The organism is Nonomuraea sp. NPDC050451 (assembly GCF_044458585.1).
Genome location: NZ_JBITHZ010000002.1, coordinates 396,726 through 412,552 on the forward strand (window position 1 = coordinate 396,726; position 15,827 = coordinate 412,552).

Below are 15,827 nucleotides of genomic sequence, written 5' to 3' on the forward strand. Positions count from 1 at the left end.
CTAGTGGTGTGCCACGGCCACGGCGTTCGCGTACAGCTCGTACCCGACGAACAGCGCCAGCGGCACCCCGAGCGCGATCAGCAGCCTGCCGGGCAGGTGAGTCCGCGGTGCGGACACCCTGCCCGGCTCCGGCGTCGCCGCGGCGAAGACCGGCGCGGGCTCCGGATCCGGGGCGGGCACGAGTTCGGGATGCCGCGCCAGGTATCCCGTGGGGAAGGAGGTCACGTGGTACGCGCCGCAGTGCGGGCAGCAGGTGCCCGACCAGGGCGGCGGCACGGTCACTCCCGCGCTGAGCCAGAGCTCCACCTCGTTGCCGTGCACGTCTGAGAGATGTCTGACGACGAAATTCTCCTCCCAGACGTATAAGCAGCGAAGGCACTCGAAAGGCCACGTCTCGCGGGTGTCGAACCCTTCGGTCACTGGGACCACCCCCCGGCTTCTGATCGCCGTCGATTCCGAGTGTCCGCTTGACTTCGCGCGCCCGCAAGACGGGCTTTATGACACTTGCCGCTACGAAATGCTCACCAAGTGTCAGGTTAGGCGTTCATGGCGTGGTCGGGGTTGTCCCCTGCCTGAGACCACGCGTTCCGCGGCATCGAGGTAATGCGGCCTGGGGACCGGGCTGAGCAGCGGAGTCGCGTCTGGCCCGGGGGACTCCGCGGGCGGGATCAGCTCCGGATGTCGGGACAGGTAACCGTCCGGGAAGGTCGTGGCCTGCTGACTCCCGCACCTCGGGCACATGACGCCCCCCGGTGACGGCGGCAGGACGGGGAGCCCGGCGCGCAGCCAGATCTCCCGCTCGTTTCCGTGACGGTCATCGATGCGCCTGACGAGGTACTCCTCTTCCCAGACGTGCCAGCAACCGCGGCACTCGAAAGGCACGATCCTGTGTTCTTCTTCCAACGAGGTCACCCCCCTCACCTCCGAGTGTGTGCCTCCTTCTCCAGATCTGGCAACCGCGCTTACCGAATCCCGAAGACAAAGGTGAGGGCGCCGGCCACCACGCACAGGGTGCCGAGCCAGGCGAACAGCACGTCGAGCCCCGGGTCCAGCGGCTTGCCGCCGTGCAGGGCCTCCTGCACGCGGCGGAACCGCGCCCCGGTCCTGATCAGCAGCACGGCGCCGCAGAGCGCGGCCAGCGCGAACGCCACCACCGAGGGCACGGGCAGGCCGTGCCTGAGGGACAGGCCGGCCGCGCCGAGCCCGCCGGTGGCCAGCGCCACGGCCGTGCGCACCCAGGCCAGCCGGGTGCGCTCGCTCTGCAGCCCCTCGTCCCAGATCTCCTTCTCCGGGGCCATCGGGTCCGGCCTCCGGCTCAGGCGGCCAGGATGATCAGCACGAGGGCAATCACCGCGACGGCCGCCACGCCGTACCCGAAGACCGCCGCGAGCGCGGGCGGCGGCAGCGGCGCCTGCTGGCGCAGGGCGCGCTGGATGTTGCGCCAGCGCGGATACGCCATGCCCGCCGCGAGCGCGGAGAGCGTCACCAGCACCACGGCCAGCGCGGTACGGATCCACGGCACGAACACGTGCTCCGGCACCGCCGCCATCGCCACCCCACCCGCACTGAGCGCCAGCGCCGTGCTCAGCCAGGTGAGGAAGGTTCGTTCATTGGCCAAGGTGAAACGCGGGTCGGGTTCCATGGGAAAAACGGTAATTCGTCCCCATTTCCCCTAGAGAAGTTGGGATTCACCCAGTGCAGGCCTTGGCCACCTTCTCGGCGTAGGCCGCGCTCTCGGTGAGGACCTTCTGGGTCGCGTCCACGGCGTCGTTGACGTCCTTGACGTTGATGCCGCTCAGCGTCTTGGCCAGGTCGTCGGAGGCCTCTTTGATCGTGGTGTTGGCGGCCTTGTCGGCCACGTCGTTGAGCTTGGTGGCGGCGTCGTCGAGGGCCTTGTCCATGGCCTTGGGATCGTCGGCGAGCGTCTTGAGCTGGGCACCCAGGTCGGCGACGATCTTCGGGGCTTCGAGGCACGCTTGGGCCTTGTCGATGGTGCTGTTGACCTCACCACATCCGGCGGCGAAGACACAGACAGCGAAGGCGGCCAGGGGCACGAATCGGCTCTTGAGGAGTCGCATGCTTCGACCCTACCCAACGTATTCCAAAGGATCCCTTGACATCTTCGGCGATAGCCGCCCAACATTCCAAGCATGTCTTTGGAATCCTCGCGGCGACGGCTCAGCGACCCGGCCGCGATGCGGGCGTTCGCGCATCCGGTGCGGCTGGCGCTGCACGAGCTGCTGCTGAGGGCGGGCGCGATGACCGCCGCCGAGGCCGCGCGGGAGGTGGGCATCAGCCAGGCGCTGGCCTCCTACCACCTGCGCCAGCTGGCCAAGTACGGCTTCGTGGCGCAGGCGGCGGCGCGCGACGAGCGCGAGCGGCCGTGGAAGGCGACCGAGACCATCCAGGAGTGGGACGACGACGCGGCCGGGCCGGAACACGCGGCCGCCCGGAGCCTGCTGGAGCAGGTGATCGTCGAGCGCGCGCTGTCACGCCTGACCGAGTGGCACCAGCACCGCGGGGACGAGCCCGAGGCGTGGCGGGGCGTGGGCGGCGTGGGAAACCTGTACCTCTACGCCACGGCGGAGGAGGTGGCGGCGCTGGGCACGGCGGTGGCGGAGCTGCTCGGGCCGCTGATGGCCCGCGTCGACGCCCCCTCCACCCGCCCCGACGGCGCCCGGCCCGTGCTGGTGACACAGATGGTCGTCCCCCTGCCACCCACGGACTCCGGTGATTGACGGGGCCGGCGGGATTCGCGCGCTGTTAGGCGGCAACCGGGACGACCGGCGGGGCGGGGTGTTCGGCGTGCTGGGTAGCGCCCACGCGGCGACCGCGCTGGCCGGCATGGGGCTGGCGGGGGTGCTCGGCGGGGCGGCCGGCGTCGTGCCCGCGTTGTGCGTGCACGCCGCCGGGCTGATCGTCGCCGGGATCATGATTCTGACGTGGGCTCATGCGTGAACCGATATCGATTCCTTCGCGATATCGCTATTAGACACGTGGTGATCGCATCTGCTTTGCTCCTAGCCCACTGACGGACGACCGCAAGGACATAGCATGCGAAACCGCCGCTTCACGGCAGTTGCCACGTTGACGATCTCCTTCCTGGCGGGCGGCGCCCTCCCGGCCGGCACGGCCTCGGCCACGAGCTCCGTGCAGGCGCTCTCGGGCGAGGCTCAGGCGCGCAAGGAACTGCGCGCGCTGGAGGCGTCGTTCAAGGGGCGCATCGGCGCGTACGCCATCGACACCGCCACCGGCAGGACGATCGGGTACCGGTCGAACGAGCGTTTCCCGCTGCTGTCCACGTTCAAGGCGATGGCCTGCGCGGCCGTGCTGCACAAGGCCCGCACCTCCGAGCCCGGGCTGATGGAGAAGGTCGTGCGCTGGACGGCCGACGACCTCAAGCCGAACTCCCCCACCACCGAGAAGCACGTGGAGGACGGCCTGACCGTCAACCAGCTGTGCGAGGCGACCATCACCCTGAGCGACAACACCGCAGGCAACATGGTGCTCAAGCAGATCGGCGGACCGGCCGGCCTGACGCGCTACTTCCGCACGCTGAAGGACCCGATCTCCCGTCTGGACCGCTGGGAGACCGAGCTGAACGACTGGACGCCCAAGGAGAAGCGCGACATCACGACGCCCGCGTCCATCGCCCGCGACCTGCGCGCGGTCACGACCGGGAACGCGCTCACCGCCAAGGACCGCGAGCAGCTCAACGCCTGGATGATCGCGACCAAGACCGGTGACGCCCGCATCCGCGCCGGCCTGCCGAAGACCTGGACGATCGGCGACAAGACCGGCACGAACGGCGCTTTCGGCGGGGCGAACGACATCGCGGTCATCTGGCCAAAGAAGGGCGTGTCTCCCATCATCATGGCCATTTACACCAACCGCAGTGCCGGAGACTCCGGCGACGACACGGCCATCGCCCGCACGGCCACCATCCTGGCCCGCGCCCTCGGCAAGCTCTGAGGGCGCGGATTTCGATACCCCATTCGCACCCGCGCTTAACCTGAAAATAATTCTCTCCGATTTGGGCGGATAATTCCGGACTAAAGGCACCACTTGCCCTCTGACCAGGGGAATCTTCATTCGATTCCGCTTGTGATCGCCAATTGAAGGGGTATCCTCTTGGCAAAGAAGCGGGACCGGAGATCACTACCATCCCCGGTCCCTTACCTCCAAGGTAAGGGAGATCAACATGAGCTTCAAGGAACTCTGCTGCAAACTCGGCACCGAGTTGGACAACGAGTTCATCCGGCTCCGGGCGGACCAGGCAGAGCTCGGGCAGCAGCTCACCGAGCGGATCAACGGCGTGGCCAACCACGTCAAGACCCTCGACACGAAGGTAACCGCCCTGGATGCCAAGGTCACCGTCCTCGACGAGCGAGTCACGGCACTCGACGAGAAGTTCACCGCCCTCGACGCCAAGATCGACACCAAGTTCGAGGCGATCGACACGAAGTTCGAGGAGATCGACAACAGGTTCGAGTCCATGGATGCCAAGTTCACGACCAAGTTCAACGAACTGCAGGGCAACCAGAGCGAGATGATGCACATCCTCATCGACATCCAGCGCAAGGTCAGCGCCAACTAGAGCCTGACCCGCTGTGAAAGGGCGGACTCGTGAAGCACAAGTCCGCCCTTCGCGTTCCCTAGCGCTTGTTGAAGCAAGGACCGTCGAACGTGTAACCCTGCGCCGTCGGCCCCGTGAAGAAGTCGGCCGCCTGGCCGATGATCGTGGCGGGCGTCGGCCGGGTCGGGGGTGAGGATGACCAGGTCGGGCTCGTTCTTGGTGATCTCGATGATGGCCCGGCCCTGCTCCTGCGCCGCTCATGCGGCAGCGGGAACAGCCCGTAGACGCACTACAGGTGGGACTCGGCCGCCGACCTTGACGTTCTCCTCGACGGTCAGCTCGGGAGGATGCGGCGGCCCTCCATCACCTGGCTCACCCCGAGCCGCACGATCTGGGCGGGCTTGAGGTGGTGGATGGGCACGCCCTCCAGCGTCACGCTGCCCTTGGTGATCTCGCCGTCGTGCACGTCGAGCAGCCCGGAGACGGCACGGAGCAAGATCGTCCTGCCCGCGCCGAGCAGCGCCACGACCGCCCCGGGCGGGACGCTGAGGCTCACGCCGCGCAGCACGAGCATCACGTCGTCGTGGACGGCTTCGAGGTTGCGGACCTCCAGCACGCCCGGCTCCAGGGGTGGTGTGGCCTATGTCACTCCCGGATGAGCACGATGTCCACGCTTGCCCGGCGGCCGACAAGAGGGGCGGCCGAAATTTGATCGTGCTGGTGGTCCTAGGATTTCTCTTATGGCAATTTGCGAGCATCTTTCCCAGGCGGACGATCCGGCCGCGAAGACGCCGGAGGGCTGCGAGGAGTGCCTGGCCGTCGGGGGCCGCTGGGTGCACCTGCGGCGCTGCCTCGAGTGCGGTCACATCGGCTGCTGCGACTCCTCGCCGGGCAAGCACGCCACCCAGCACTACCACGAGACGGCCCACCCGGTGATCCAGTCCTACGAACGTGGCGAGGACTGGCGCTGGTGCTTCGTCGACAGCGCGATGGGCTGAGCGGCGCGGCTCCTCCCGGCTAGCGCTCCAGGATCGCCTCCTCGAAGTCGAGTTGCGCCATCACGTCGCGCATCACCTCGTCGTCGAGGCGGCGCTCGTCGCGCAGCCGCACGAAGACCTGGCGCTCGGCCTGGAGCATGTCACGGCGCAGGCGGCGGTAGAGGGCGCTGGGAGTCTCCGCGCCTCCCTGCCCCGTGCCGCCACCCAGGCGCTCCCAGGCGCTCAGCGAGCGGCGCCAGGACTTCTCCCTGAGCTGGTCGATGACCTGCTTCTGGATCTCGTCCGGCTCGCCCTGCTCGGCTACGAGCCGTTCGAGCTCCGCCACCCCGGCCTCCAGCGCGGCCTGCTGGGCCGCCGCCTCGGCCAGGCGGTCTTCGTACTGCTCCCGCTCGCTCGACACGCGCAGCCGCCTGATCAGCGCCGGGAACGTGGTGCCCTGGATGAGCAGCGTGCCGATCACGGTCGTGAACGTCAGGAACAGCAGCATCGCGCGGTCCCGCGCGGGGATCTCCGGCGGGATGGCGAAAGCCGCCGCCAGCGACACCACGCCGCGCATGCCCGCCCAGCCGAGGATCACCGCCTGCGGCACGGTGGGCGCGTTGCTCCTGCTCACCAGCTTCGTCAGGTACGTCACCGCGAACACCCACACGAACCTGCTGACGATCGTCATCGCCAGCACGGCGGCGGCGTAGCCCGCGACCGCCCACGGGTCGTAGCCGGAGATGCCCTGGATGACGGTCGTGAGCTGGAGCCCGATCAGGGCGAACACGATCGTCTCCAGGAGGAAGTCGGTGACCTTCCACACCGCGCCCGACACCAGCCGGGTGCCGAACCCCTGCAGGTGCATGCGGTTGCCCAGATAGAGGCCGACGATCACGACCGCGATCACGCCCGAGGCCTCCACGCTCTCCGCCGCGAGATAGGCGGCGAACGGGATCAGCAGCATCAGCGTGTTCTCGACCAGGGAGTCGCGCGTGTGCTTGAACAGCCAGGCCAGCGCGAACGCCACCGCCAGCCCGATCGCCACGCCGCCCGCCGCGGCGAGCGCGAAGTCGCCGAGGCCGTGCCACATGTCCAGGGTGCCGCCCAGCGCGGCCCCGACGGCGACCCGGTAGAGGGTCAGCGCCGTGGCGTCGTTGAACAGGCTCTCGCCGACCAGGATCGTCAGCGCCCTGCGAGGCAGGCCCAGCCGTCGGCCGACCGCGACGGCGGCCACGGCGTCGGGCGGCGCGATGATCGCGCCCAGCGCGAACGCCAGCGCGAGCGGGAGCTGCGGCAGCAGCAGGTGGACGACCAGTCCGACGGCGGCGGTGGTGAAGAGCACGAGCCCGACCGACAGCAGGGCCACGGGCCGTTTGACGTCACGCAGGCGCAGGTAGGAGCTGTCGAACGCGGCGGAGTAGAGCAGCGGCGGCAGGAAGACGTACAGCACCAGCTCCGGCTGCAGCGGCACCGCCGGCACCAGCGGCGACACCAGCAGGCCGGCGGCCACCAGGAGCAGGGGGGCGGGCCAGCCCCTGCGCCGGGCGACGGCCGCCACGCCGATCGCGCCGCCCGCCACCAGCAGCAGTTGCAGGCCCATGGTCGGGTTCACGGGAGGAGCGTACCTGGCTCCCGGACCCGGCGTGTCACCACTCCCTGCGGTCGCTCCGCTCGTGGTAGTCCGGCTGCTCCCCGGGCCGCAGGCGCTCGCCCGTGGAGAACATGGGGTCCACGACGTACGGGCGGGACAGCGCGTCGGGCTGCTGGTGCTCCTGCCGGCCCATGGACAGCAGCGGGTCCACCGGGTTCGGAGCGGGACTCTGCTGGTAGGCGGCGTAGTCGTCGCGCAGGGGCTGGGGGGCCGCGTAGTCGTCACGCAGGGGCTGGGGGGCCGCGTAGTCGTCGCGGACGGGCTGAGGGGCGGGACGGCGCCGGCCCGCGCCCGGGATGCCGTGCATGGGGGTGCCCAGGCCCGCGGCGGCCGGGGCCTGCTGCTGCGGCGGCTGCTGCTGGTAGGCGTCGGAGCGCCTGGCGTAGGGGTCGGACGAGTAAGGGTCGCCCTGGTACTGGTCGGGCCGGTGCTGGGCCGGCTGGTGAGGAGCCTGCTGGTGGGGGGCGGCGGCCTGGGAGGGGAAGCCGAGCGGGTCGGTGCTCAGCGGCGCCGGGCGGCGCTGGTCGCCGGGCATCTGGTAGACGGGCTCGTTGTCGATGTACTGGGGGCCCGGGAAATGGTCGGCCTGGGCGGCCGGGCCGGCGTACTGGGGCGGCTCGGGGGTGTACTGCGGACCGCTGAAGGGGTCACCGGTGTACTGCTGCGGGCCGCTGAGCGGATCGCCGGTGTACTGGGGCCCGCTGAAGGGGTCGCCGGTGTACTGCGGGCCGCTGAGCGGGTCGCCGGTGTAGCGCTGCTGCGGGGCCGTCGTCTCGACGTACTGGGGGCCGGTGAAGGGGGCCCGCTCGCCGTAGGCATCCCTAGGAGCCTCGCCGTACGCCGGGGGCTCGCCGTACGCCGGGGGCATGGTGTCCCTGGGGGCCGTGGTCTCGCCGTAGGAGGCCACCAGCTTGTCCTGGTGGGCAGGAGGGGCACCCCTGGCCACGAGGACGTCGTTGGGCGACAGGGCGGCCGTGGGCCGTTCCTCGGGCTGGTGCTGCTGCGCCTGCGGCGGCTGCTGGACGGGCTGGGTCGGCCGCTGGTACTGGCCGGTGCCGGGGATGACCTCGGTGCCCGGGTCGTGCGCGGGCACGGCGGGCTGCTCGCCCGTGGCCTCCGCGAAACCCTCGTCGAGAGTGTCGAGCAGGCGCCCGACGTCCTCCATCGGCATGCGGAAGCTCGCGGTGCACATCTCGCCGCGCCAGAGGCTGAGGACCAGCGTGCCCTCATGCCACGTGACGCGGAGACACCGCTCCTGACCTCGCGCATCGAAGAACACTTCGCCGAACGACGGCAACGGGACAACTTCCGACATGGCAGACATACTGCTTTAACCAGCCTTTTCCCGTCCACTCAACCCCGGAAAACCCTCTTGAACCGGCCTTCCCATCTACACCGGGAACCCCTTTGGTCACTCCGCGTGAAGGCCTTCTCTGACCCGCCGGAGTCCCGACCGCCCAGTGTGCCACGGGTGCCGCCGCGAGGGTCCGGGAACGCCGGGATGCATCTGGCCGATCACACCGCGTTCGGCACGGCGACCCCGGAATGCGGGTAGCGTTTACTGCCGTGCCGGACTCCCATCTCCCGTCTGCGGACGAACTTCTCAAGGTCGCGGTAAACGCTCTCGGAGGGAGCGAACGGCAGGGCCAGATGACCATGGTCCAGGCCGTGCAGCAGGCCATCGACGGCGAAGAGCACCTGGCGGTCCAGGCCGGCACCGGCACCGGGAAGTCGCTGGCGTACCTGGTGCCGTCGATCCGCCACGCGATGGACAGCGACTCGCCCGTCGTGGTCTCCACGGCCACGATCGCGCTGCAGCGCCAGCTCGTCGACCGCGACCTGCCCCGGCTGGCCGAGACGCTGGGCAAGGAGTTGCCGCACGAGCCGACGTTCGCGATCCTGAAGGGCCGCCGCAACTACCTGTGCCGCTACAAGGCGACGGCGGGCTGGCCCGAGGAGGACGAGCAGGACCAGCTCTTCGACCCCCGCGAGGTGAGCGCGACCGGCCGCATGGTGCAGCGCATCCAGGAGTGGGCCGACGAGACCGAGACCGGCGACCGCGACGAGCTCGTGCCCGGGGTGAGCGAGCAGGCGTGGCGGCAGTTCTCCGTGAGCGCGCAGGAGTGCCTCGGGGCCAGCCGCTGCCCGAGCGGGGCCGAGTGCTTCGCCGAGATGGCCAGGGCGCGGGCGGGCGAGGTGGACGTCGTGGTGACCAACCACGCGCTGCTGGCCATCGACGCCATGGGCGACCTGCCGGTGCTGCCCGAGCACGAGGTCGTGGTCGTGGACGAGGCCCACGAGCTGGTCGACCGGGTGACCTCGGTGGTGACCGGCGAGCTGTCGGAGCTGACCGTGGCGCTGGCGGTGCGCCGGGTGGGCAGGCTGATCGAGCAGGGGATCGCCGACCAGCTCATGGAGGCGGGCGAGGACCTCAAGGCGCTGCTGGCCGCCGCGCCGCCCGGGCGCATCGACGAGCTGCCGCAGGTGCTCGGCCTGACGCTGGCGCTGGTGCGCGACTCGGCCGCGCGGTGCGTCACGGCCATGGGGCCGCGCGGCGCCGACAAGGACGACCCCGACAAGGCGGGGCAGCGCAAGGCCGCGTTCTCGGCGCTGGACGAGGTGCACGACACGGCGGTGCGCATGCTGGAGGCGTACGGCCATGCCTCGGAGTCCGACCGCGCCGAGGTGGTCTGGCTCGACGCGGGCACCGACCGGCGCCCGCCCACGCTGCGGGTCGCGCCGCTGACGGTGAGCGGCATGCTGCGCGACAAGCTGTTCGGCGAGCGCACGGTGATCCTCACCTCCGCCACCCTGGCCCTGGGCGGCACGTTCGACGCGCTGGCCGCGCAGTGGGGGCTCGGCGACGGCAAGGGCTGGCAGGGCATCGACGTCGGCTCGCCGTTCGACCACCCCCGCGCGGGCATCCTGTACGTCGCCAAGCACCTTCCCCAGCCCGGCCGCGACGGGCTGCCGCAGCAGTACCTCGACGAGATCACCGAGCTGATCGAGGCGGCCGGGGGGCGCACGCTGGGCCTCTTCTCCTCGATGCGCGCCGCCAAGGCGGCCACGGAGGCGCTGCGCGAGCGGCTGGACGTGCCGCTGCTGTGCCAGGGGGACGACTCGACGATGCTGCTGGTCAAGCAGTTCGCCGAGGATGAGCCCACCTGCCTGTTCGGCACGCTGTCGCTGTGGCAGGGCGTGGACGTGCCGGGGCCCTCGCTGCGGCTGGTGATCATCGACCGGGTGCCGTTCCCGCGCCCGGACGACCCGCTGACGTCGGCCCGGCAGCGCCACGTGGCGGCCAGGGGCGGCAACGGCTTCATGGCGGTCGCGGCCAACCACGCCGCCCTCCTCCTCGCCCAGGGCGCCGGCCGCCTCCTGCGCGCCCAGGACGACAAGGGCGTCATCGCCGTCCTCGACCCCCGGCTCGTCACGGCCCGCTACAGCGGTTTCCTCCTGGGCTCCCTCCCTCCGTTCTGGCGCACCACCGACCCGGCCATCCCCCGCGCCGCCCTGAAACGCCTCACCGCCGACTCCCCCACCTGACCCGCCCGCCGAACGCGGCAGCCAGGCGTGCAGCGGCGCTCGTCACCACGCACACCACGCCACAACGCACGGCGGGACGGCGGCGGCACACGGCGGCGGCGCACATCGGGACGGCGGGACGGCGGCACGGCGGGACGGCACCCGCCACCCCGCCGAGCGCGAGCCACCGGGCACCGCCCCCGAGCCATTCGGGCGCCGGTGCGGCGAGCAGTCACGCGGCGGAGCTCGGCGCAACGCGTGCGGCGCGTAACCCGGGCGCCGGTGCGGCGAGAAGCCGTGCGGTGGGGGCGGCGCAACGAGAGCGGGGGAAAGGGGGAAGCATGGAGCCGGTCCGGCTTTCAGCACCCAGCCGGTCAAGCGTGCGCTCCGTAGCGGCGGTCAGCCGGTGAAGGGTCAGCGGCCGTTTCCTGGAGGGCCACCAGCCGAAGTCCGGCGGGTGGCCTGCCCGTGCTCAGCCGTAAAATACTAAAAAGCAGTCAGGTCAGGACGCTTGGGAGACAGCCCGTCGCCGGAGGAGACGCCGCGGAGGCGGCGGGACATCCAGGGGACGAGGTGCTCGCGGATCCATTGGGCGTCCTCGCGCCGCCGCGCCCGGGGGTCGACGGTGCGCGACGGCCAGTCCTTGCGCCAGTCCTCGAACGGCACCCCCAGCACGTCCAGCACCCGCGCCGCCACGAGCCGGTGCCCGTCCTCGTTCATGTGCAGCCGGTCCGCGCTCCACGCCCGCCAGTCGCGCAGCCCCTGCATCGACCACTGATCCACCAGCCGGCACCCGTAGAGGTCGGCGATGGAGCGCACGTGCAGGTAGAAGACGGCGAAGCGGCCGCGCAGCCGCCGCATCAGCGGCGTGTCGCGCGGGTCCACCCCCGTGAACAGCAGCACGTCCGAGCCGGCGGCCCGCAGGTCGCGCACGGCGCGGGCAAGCTTCTTGGCCATCACGTCGGGGTCGCTGCCCGGTCTGAGCAGGTCGTTGCCCCCGGCGCAGAGGCTGACCAGGTCGGGGGCCATCTCGACGGCCACCGGCACCTGCTCGGCGACGATCTGGTCGAGCAGCTTCCCGCGCACGGCCAGGTTGGCGTAGCGGAAGCCGGGTTCGTCGGCGGCGAGCCGTTCGGCCACCCGGTCCGCCCAGCCACGGTAGTGACCGTTGTGACCGGGGTCGTTCAGTCCTTCTGTGAAGCTGTCGCCGAGGGCGACGAAGGACTTGTAGTGCCTCATGAGGTGGTGTTCATCTCCGCGATAGCGTGCAGCGCAAGGACGTACGACTGTAGTCCGAAGCCCGCGATGGTGCCCGTCGCCACCCCGGCGACGACGGAGTTGTGGCGAAACTCTTCCCTGGCGGCCGGGTTGGAGATGTGCACTTCAACGAGTGGCGCCGTGCGCATGGCGATCGCGTCGCGCAGGGCGTAGGAGTAGTGGGTGAAGGCGGCCGGGTTGAGCACGACCGGGATGCGGCCGTCGGCGGCCTCGTGGATCCAGCCGATCAGCTCGGCCTCGTCGTTGGTCTGGCGCACCTCGACGTGCTCGCCGAGTTTCCTGCCGGTGTCGCGGCAGAGCGTCGCGAGGTCCTCGAACGTCTCGGCGCCGTAGATGTCGGGCTCGCGGGTGCCGAGCCTGCCCAGGTTGGGCCCGTTGAGGACGAGGATCATGCGGAGATCTCCTTGTACGCGGCTTCGAGCAGCTCTTCCGAGGGGCCTTCGAGCCGGCCCGGCTCGGCCAGGCCGTCGAGCACGACGAACCGCTGCTTGGCGCCGCGGTTCTTCTTGTCCAGCCGCATGTGGTCGCGCAGGGACTTCCAGGCGTCGGCGCGGTAGGCGGTGGGCAGGCCGACGCCGGTGAGGATGGATCTGGTGCGTTCGACCAGGTCGGCGCGGCCGGCGAGCTTCGACAGCTCGGCGGCGTAGACCATGCCGATGGCGACGGCCTCGCCGTGGCGGATGGCGTAGTGCTCCTCGCGTTCGATGGCGTGGGCGAGGGTGTGGCCGTAGTTGAGGATCTCGCGCAGGCCCGCCTCGCGCAGGTCGGCGCCCACGACGTCGGCCTTGACCTGGATCTTGCGCTCGATCAGCTCGCGGGTGTGGGGGCCATCGGGCCTCGTGGCGGCCTCCGGGTCGGCCTCGACGAGCCTGAGGATCTCCGGATCGGCGATGAACCCGCCCTTGATGATCTCGGCCAGGCCGGCCACGTAGTCGCGCTTCGGCATGCTCGCCAGCGTGGACAGCTCGCACAGCACCCCGGCGGGCGGCAGGAACGTGCCCACGAGGTTCTTGCCCTCGGGCGTGTCGATGCCGTTCTTGCCGCCGACGGCCGCGTCGACCATGGCGAGCAGCGTCGTGGGCACGAGCACGACCTGTACGCCGCGCAGCCACGTGCCGGCCACGAACCCCGCCAGGTCGGTCGTCGCGCCCCCGCCCACGCCCACCACGGCGTCGGAGCGGGTCACGCCGTTGCGGCCGAGCGCCGACCAGAGCCCGGCGGCCACCTCGACGCTCTTGGCCTGCTCGCCGTCGGGCACGGGCAGCTCGACCACGTCGTAGCCGGCCTCGCGCAGCGCCTCGCCGACCGGGCCGGAGATCTCCGGCAGGGTCTCCGGGTGGATGACGGCGACCGTGCGCACGCCGGGCTTGAGCAGCGTGGTCAGCTCGGCCAGCACTCCGGTGCCGACCACCACGTCGTACGGGCTGTCACCGCGTACGTGGATCCTCGTCGCACTCATGCCGGCAGCCCCTTGATGATCTCGTCGGCGAGCTCTTCCGGCTCCCGTTTGTCGGTGACCACGGTCGCCACCGCCAGCCGCTCGTAGACCGGCCGCCGCTCCTCCATCAGCTTCTTCAGCTGGCTGCGCGGGTTGAGCACGAGCAGCGGCCGGGCCGAGGCGAGCCCCACCCGCTGGACCGCGTCCGACAGCCCCACCTGCAGGTAGACGACGTGGTGGCCCTCCAGCAGGGCCTGCGTGTCCTCGTTGAGCACGGCGCCGCCGCCGAGCGACAGGATCCCGTCGTGCTCGGCCAGGGCCCGGCGCACGGCCTCGTGCTCCAGCTCGCGGAAGCGGGCCTCGCCGTCCTCGACGAAGATGTCGGAGACGGGCTTGCCGGCGACGGCCTCCACGTCGGAGTCGGTGTCGCGGAACCCGACGCCGAGCCGCTCGGCGAGCAACCGCCCGAGCGTCGTCTTACCGGACCCGGGGGGACCGATCAATACAGCCCTGCTCATTTGATCACCATCGAAGACAGGTAGCCGGACAGGTTGCGGGCGACCTCCTCGACGGAGTCGCCGCCGAACTTCTCGAGGGCCGCGTCGGCCAGCACCAGCGCGACCATGGCCTCGGCCACGATGCCGGCGGCGGGCACGGCGCAGACGTCGGAGCGCTCGTGGTGGGCCTTGGCCGCCTCGCCGGTCTTGACGTCGATGGTGGCCAGCGCCCTGGGGACGGTGGAGATCGGCTTCATGGCGGCGCTGACGCGCAGGATCTCGCCGTTCGTCATGCCGCCCTCAACGCCGCCCGCGCGGTTGGTGATGCGGCGCACGCCGTCTTCGGCGGTGTATTCGATCTCGTCGTGGGCCCGGGAGCCGGGCCTGCGCGCGGTCTCGAAGCCGTCGCCGACCGCCACGCCCTTGATCGCCTGGATGCCCATGAGCGCGCCCGCGAGCCTGGAGTCGAGCCTGCGGTCCCAGTGGGTGTAGCTGCCGAGACCGGGCGGCAGGCCGTACGCGAGGACCTCGACGACGCCGCCGAGCGTGTCGCCGTCCTTGTGGGCCTTGTCGATCACGGCGATCATCGCGGCGCTGCCCTCGGCGTCGGAGCAGCGCACCGGGTCCTCGTCGATCCTGGCCAGGTCGCCGGGGCCGGGCAGGGTCTCGGCCGGGCTCTTCGCGCCGCCGATCTCGGTGACGTGGCTGACGATGTCGACGCCCAGCGCCTGCTTGAGGAAGCGCCTGGCGACCTCGCCGAGCGCGACGCGGGCGGCCGTCTCGCGGGCGCTGGCCCGGTCGAGCACCTGCCTGGCGTCGTCGAACCCGTACTTCTGCATGCCCGCCAGGTCGGCGTGGCCCGGACGCGGCCGGGACCGGGGCGCGTTGCGCGCGAGGCCCTCCAGCTCGGCCGGGTCGACCGGGTCGGCCGCCATGACCTTCTCCCACTTGGGCCACTCGGTGTTTCCGATCCGGATCGCGACCGGGCTGCCCATCGTGCGGCCGTGGCGGACGCCGCCCACGATCGTCACCTGGTCCTGCTCGAACTTCATCCGGGCACCCCGGCCATAACCGAGCCTGCGGCGGCGCAGGGCCTCGTCGATGGCGGCCGTGCTCACCTCCACCCCGGCCGGCAGGCCTTCGAGGATGGCGACGAGTTCGGGGCCGTGGGACTCTCCGGCGGTCAACCAGCGCAACATGCGTACAAGTCTTCCATGTGCTGCCTAGTGAGATGTCCCGCGTTCACCAGCCGAGACAGAGTGTCATGAACGCGCCCATCAGCATGAACGGCCCGAACGGGAACTGGGTGTGCCTCGTCCCGCGCCTGGACAGCAGGAGCGCCAGGCCGTAGAGGGCGCCGAGCAGCTGCCCGCAGAAGGCCGCGACGATCCACGCCTGCCAGCTCAGCGCCGCGGCGGCCATCCCGATGAGCCCGGCCAGCTTGACGTCCCCCAGGCCCATCGCCTCCGGCCTGATGAACCAGAGCAGCCCATATACAGCCGTCAGCGCCGCGCCGCCGGCCAGCGCCCTGGGCAGCTCTCCCGTCGGCGCCAGGGCCAGGGCCAGGATCGGGTACGCCGGGAGCGTGATCGCGTCGGGCAGCAGGCTGGTACGCCAGTCGACGACCGCCAGGGCGGTGCCGATGAGGGCGAAAGGTACGTACGGCAGCCCGAACCGCCAGGCGACCAGCGCGGCCACGGCGGCGGTCACCAGCTCGACGCCCGGCCCGGAGCGCTGGATCACTGCGCCCTGGTCGTAGTGGACCGGGCCCTCGTCGTAGGAGTCGGCCAGCCCGCGGAGGTGGCGTCCGCAGATCAGCCCGGCGAGCGCCATGAGTGCGACCACGAGCCGACCTTAATGCGCTGCCCCCGGGCACGTGGGG

19 protein-coding genes are annotated in these 15,827 nt (G+C 70.9%); 6 read left to right on the forward strand and 13 right to left on the reverse strand.

Annotated elements, in window-relative coordinates; all coding sequences use genetic code 11:
• The 4 genes from ACIBI9_RS07805 to ACIBI9_RS07820 all read right to left on the reverse strand — a co-directional run bounded on the left by ACIBI9_RS07805 (position 1) and on the right by ACIBI9_RS07820 (position 2,078).
• Positions 1–321, reverse strand: coding sequence for a hypothetical protein (locus ACIBI9_RS07805; RefSeq protein ID WP_397221173.1), 321 nt, complete (start codon positions 319–321; stop codon positions 1–3).
• Positions 322–962: 641 nt separating this feature from the next.
• Positions 963–1,298 carry a DUF202 domain-containing protein gene (locus ACIBI9_RS07810; protein WP_397221174.1) on the reverse strand — a complete coding sequence of 112 codons (336 nt, stop codon included), beginning with the start codon at positions 1,296–1,298 and terminating at the stop codon, positions 963–965.
• 17 nt (positions 1,299–1,315) lie between these two features.
• A complete protein-coding gene (locus ACIBI9_RS07815) occupies positions 1,316–1,642 on the reverse strand; it encodes a YidH family protein (RefSeq protein WP_185077672.1) in 327 nt (108 codons plus the stop codon).
• Between the two features lie 46 nt (positions 1,643–1,688).
• A complete protein-coding gene (locus ACIBI9_RS07820; protein WP_397221175.1) occupies positions 1,689–2,078 on the reverse strand; it encodes a hypothetical protein in 390 nt (129 codons plus the stop codon).
• Between the two features lie 72 nt (positions 2,079–2,150).
• Here ACIBI9_RS07820 and ACIBI9_RS07825 point away from each other — a divergent pair, with 72 nt between their 5' ends.
• From ACIBI9_RS07825 to ACIBI9_RS07840, 4 genes are all read left to right on the forward strand, one after another.
• Positions 2,151–2,738, forward strand: a complete 588-nt coding sequence (locus ACIBI9_RS07825) for a winged helix-turn-helix domain-containing protein (RefSeq protein WP_397221176.1) — start codon at positions 2,151–2,153, stop codon at positions 2,736–2,738.
• A complete protein-coding gene (locus ACIBI9_RS07830; RefSeq protein ID WP_397221177.1) occupies positions 2,731–2,958 on the forward strand; it encodes a hypothetical protein in 228 nt (75 codons plus the stop codon). The genes ACIBI9_RS07825 and ACIBI9_RS07830 overlap by 8 nt, the downstream gene beginning before the upstream one ends.
• A gap of 96 nt (positions 2,959–3,054) precedes the next feature.
• Positions 3,055–3,972, forward strand: a complete 918-nt coding sequence (bla, locus tag ACIBI9_RS07835; RefSeq protein WP_397221178.1) for a class A beta-lactamase — start codon at positions 3,055–3,057, stop codon at positions 3,970–3,972.
• Positions 3,973–4,201: 229 nt separating this feature from the next.
• Positions 4,202–4,597 (forward strand): hypothetical protein, encoded by a 396-nt coding sequence (locus ACIBI9_RS07840; protein ID WP_397221179.1) that lies wholly within the window; start codon positions 4,202–4,204, stop codon positions 4,595–4,597.
• Between the two features lie 313 nt (positions 4,598–4,910).
• Here ACIBI9_RS07840 and ACIBI9_RS07845 read toward each other — a convergent pair whose 3' ends face one another.
• The gene (locus ACIBI9_RS07845) at positions 4,911–5,192 is read right to left on the reverse strand and encodes an ATP-binding cassette domain-containing protein (RefSeq protein ID WP_397221180.1); all 282 of its coding nucleotides are present in this window, start codon (positions 5,190–5,192) and stop codon (positions 4,911–4,913) included.
• 124 nt (positions 5,193–5,316) lie between these two features.
• Here ACIBI9_RS07845 and ACIBI9_RS07850 point away from each other — a divergent pair, with 124 nt between their 5' ends.
• Positions 5,317–5,574, forward strand: a complete 258-nt coding sequence (locus tag ACIBI9_RS07850; protein WP_364747060.1) for a UBP-type zinc finger domain-containing protein — start codon at positions 5,317–5,319, stop codon at positions 5,572–5,574.
• Positions 5,575–5,593: 19 nt separating this feature from the next.
• Here ACIBI9_RS07850 and ACIBI9_RS07855 read toward each other — a convergent pair whose 3' ends face one another.
• Together ACIBI9_RS07855 and ACIBI9_RS07860 are read right to left on the reverse strand one after the other, a co-directional pair.
• Entirely contained in the window at positions 5,594–7,168 is a 1,575-nt protein-coding gene (locus ACIBI9_RS07855) for a Na+/H+ antiporter (protein WP_397221181.1), read from the reverse strand.
• A 34-nt stretch (positions 7,169–7,202) separates the two neighbouring features.
• A complete protein-coding gene (locus ACIBI9_RS07860; protein WP_397221182.1) occupies positions 7,203–8,522 on the reverse strand; it encodes a hypothetical protein in 1,320 nt (439 codons plus the stop codon).
• A gap of 230 nt (positions 8,523–8,752) precedes the next feature.
• On the opposite strand from ACIBI9_RS07860, the gene ACIBI9_RS07865 reads away from it, so the two are divergent.
• Positions 8,753–10,753, forward strand: a complete 2,001-nt coding sequence (locus ACIBI9_RS07865) for an ATP-dependent DNA helicase (protein WP_397221183.1) — start codon at positions 8,753–8,755, stop codon at positions 10,751–10,753.
• 465 nt (positions 10,754–11,218) lie between these two features.
• Here ACIBI9_RS07865 and ACIBI9_RS07870 read toward each other — a convergent pair whose 3' ends face one another.
• From ACIBI9_RS07870 to ACIBI9_RS07895, 6 genes are read right to left on the reverse strand one after another with little or no spacing between them, the layout of a single operon-like run.
• Entirely contained in the window at positions 11,219–11,971 is a 753-nt protein-coding gene (locus ACIBI9_RS07870; RefSeq protein ID WP_394500864.1) for an SGNH/GDSL hydrolase family protein, read from the reverse strand.
• On the reverse strand, positions 11,968–12,402 hold the full coding sequence (aroQ, locus tag ACIBI9_RS07875) for a type II 3-dehydroquinate dehydratase (protein ID WP_185077687.1): 435 nt from the start codon (positions 12,400–12,402) through the stop codon (positions 11,968–11,970). The genes ACIBI9_RS07870 and aroQ overlap by 4 nt, the downstream gene beginning before the upstream one ends.
• Positions 12,399–13,469, reverse strand: coding sequence for a 3-dehydroquinate synthase (gene aroB, locus ACIBI9_RS07880; RefSeq protein ID WP_397221184.1), 1,071 nt, complete (start codon positions 13,467–13,469; stop codon positions 12,399–12,401). Before aroB ends, aroQ begins: the two co-directional genes overlap by 4 nt.
• Complete coding sequence (locus ACIBI9_RS07885; RefSeq protein ID WP_397221185.1) at positions 13,466–13,966, reverse strand: shikimate kinase; 501 nt, start codon at positions 13,964–13,966, stop codon at positions 13,466–13,468. The genes aroB and ACIBI9_RS07885 overlap by 4 nt, the downstream gene beginning before the upstream one ends.
• The gene (gene aroC / locus ACIBI9_RS07890; protein WP_397221186.1) at positions 13,963–15,144 is read right to left on the reverse strand and encodes a chorismate synthase; all 1,182 of its coding nucleotides are present in this window, start codon (positions 15,142–15,144) and stop codon (positions 13,963–13,965) included. Before aroC ends, ACIBI9_RS07885 begins: the two co-directional genes overlap by 4 nt.
• A gap of 43 nt (positions 15,145–15,187) precedes the next feature.
• Positions 15,188–15,790, reverse strand: coding sequence for a prepilin peptidase (locus tag ACIBI9_RS07895; protein ID WP_397221187.1), 603 nt, complete (start codon positions 15,788–15,790; stop codon positions 15,188–15,190).
• Positions 15,791–15,827: the final 37 nt, after the last annotated feature.

What these genes read in the sequence shown, in the direction of transcription:
- ACIBI9_RS07860 (WP_397221182.1), bottom strand. Translation starts at nt 8,522, where the DNA reads ATGTCGGAAGTTGTCCCGTTGCCGTCGTTCGGCGAAGTGTTCTTCGAT.
- aroQ (WP_185077687.1), bottom strand. Translation starts at nt 12,402, where the DNA reads ATGATCCTCGTCCTCAACGGGCCCAACCTGGGCAGGCTCGGCACCCGC.
- aroC (WP_397221186.1), bottom strand. Translation starts at nt 15,144, where the DNA reads ATGTTGCGCTGGTTGACCGCCGGAGAGTCCCACGGCCCCGAACTCGTC.
- ACIBI9_RS07865 (WP_397221183.1), top strand. Translation starts at nt 8,753, where the DNA reads ATGCGGGTAGCGTTTACTGCCGTGCCGGACTCCCATCTCCCGTCTGCG.
- ACIBI9_RS07820 (WP_397221175.1), bottom strand. Translation starts at nt 2,078, where the DNA reads ATGCGACTCCTCAAGAGCCGATTCGTGCCCCTGGCCGCCTTCGCTGTC.
- ACIBI9_RS07850 (WP_364747060.1), top strand. Translation starts at nt 5,317, where the DNA reads ATGGCAATTTGCGAGCATCTTTCCCAGGCGGACGATCCGGCCGCGAAG.
- ACIBI9_RS07870 (WP_394500864.1), bottom strand. Translation starts at nt 11,971, where the DNA reads ATGAGGCACTACAAGTCCTTCGTCGCCCTCGGCGACAGCTTCACAGAA.
- bla (WP_397221178.1), top strand. Translation starts at nt 3,055, where the DNA reads ATGCGAAACCGCCGCTTCACGGCAGTTGCCACGTTGACGATCTCCTTC.
- ACIBI9_RS07885 (WP_397221185.1), bottom strand. Translation starts at nt 13,966, where the DNA reads ATGAGCAGGGCTGTATTGATCGGTCCCCCCGGGTCCGGTAAGACGACG.
- ACIBI9_RS07810 (WP_397221174.1), bottom strand. Translation starts at nt 1,298, where the DNA reads ATGGCCCCGGAGAAGGAGATCTGGGACGAGGGGCTGCAGAGCGAGCGC.
- ACIBI9_RS07815 (WP_185077672.1), bottom strand. Translation starts at nt 1,642, where the DNA reads ATGGAACCCGACCCGCGTTTCACCTTGGCCAATGAACGAACCTTCCTC.
- ACIBI9_RS07825 (WP_397221176.1), top strand. Translation starts at nt 2,151, where the DNA reads ATGTCTTTGGAATCCTCGCGGCGACGGCTCAGCGACCCGGCCGCGATG.
- aroB (WP_397221184.1), bottom strand. Translation starts at nt 13,469, where the DNA reads ATGAGTGCGACGAGGATCCACGTACGCGGTGACAGCCCGTACGACGTG.
- ACIBI9_RS07840 (WP_397221179.1), top strand. Translation starts at nt 4,202, where the DNA reads ATGAGCTTCAAGGAACTCTGCTGCAAACTCGGCACCGAGTTGGACAAC.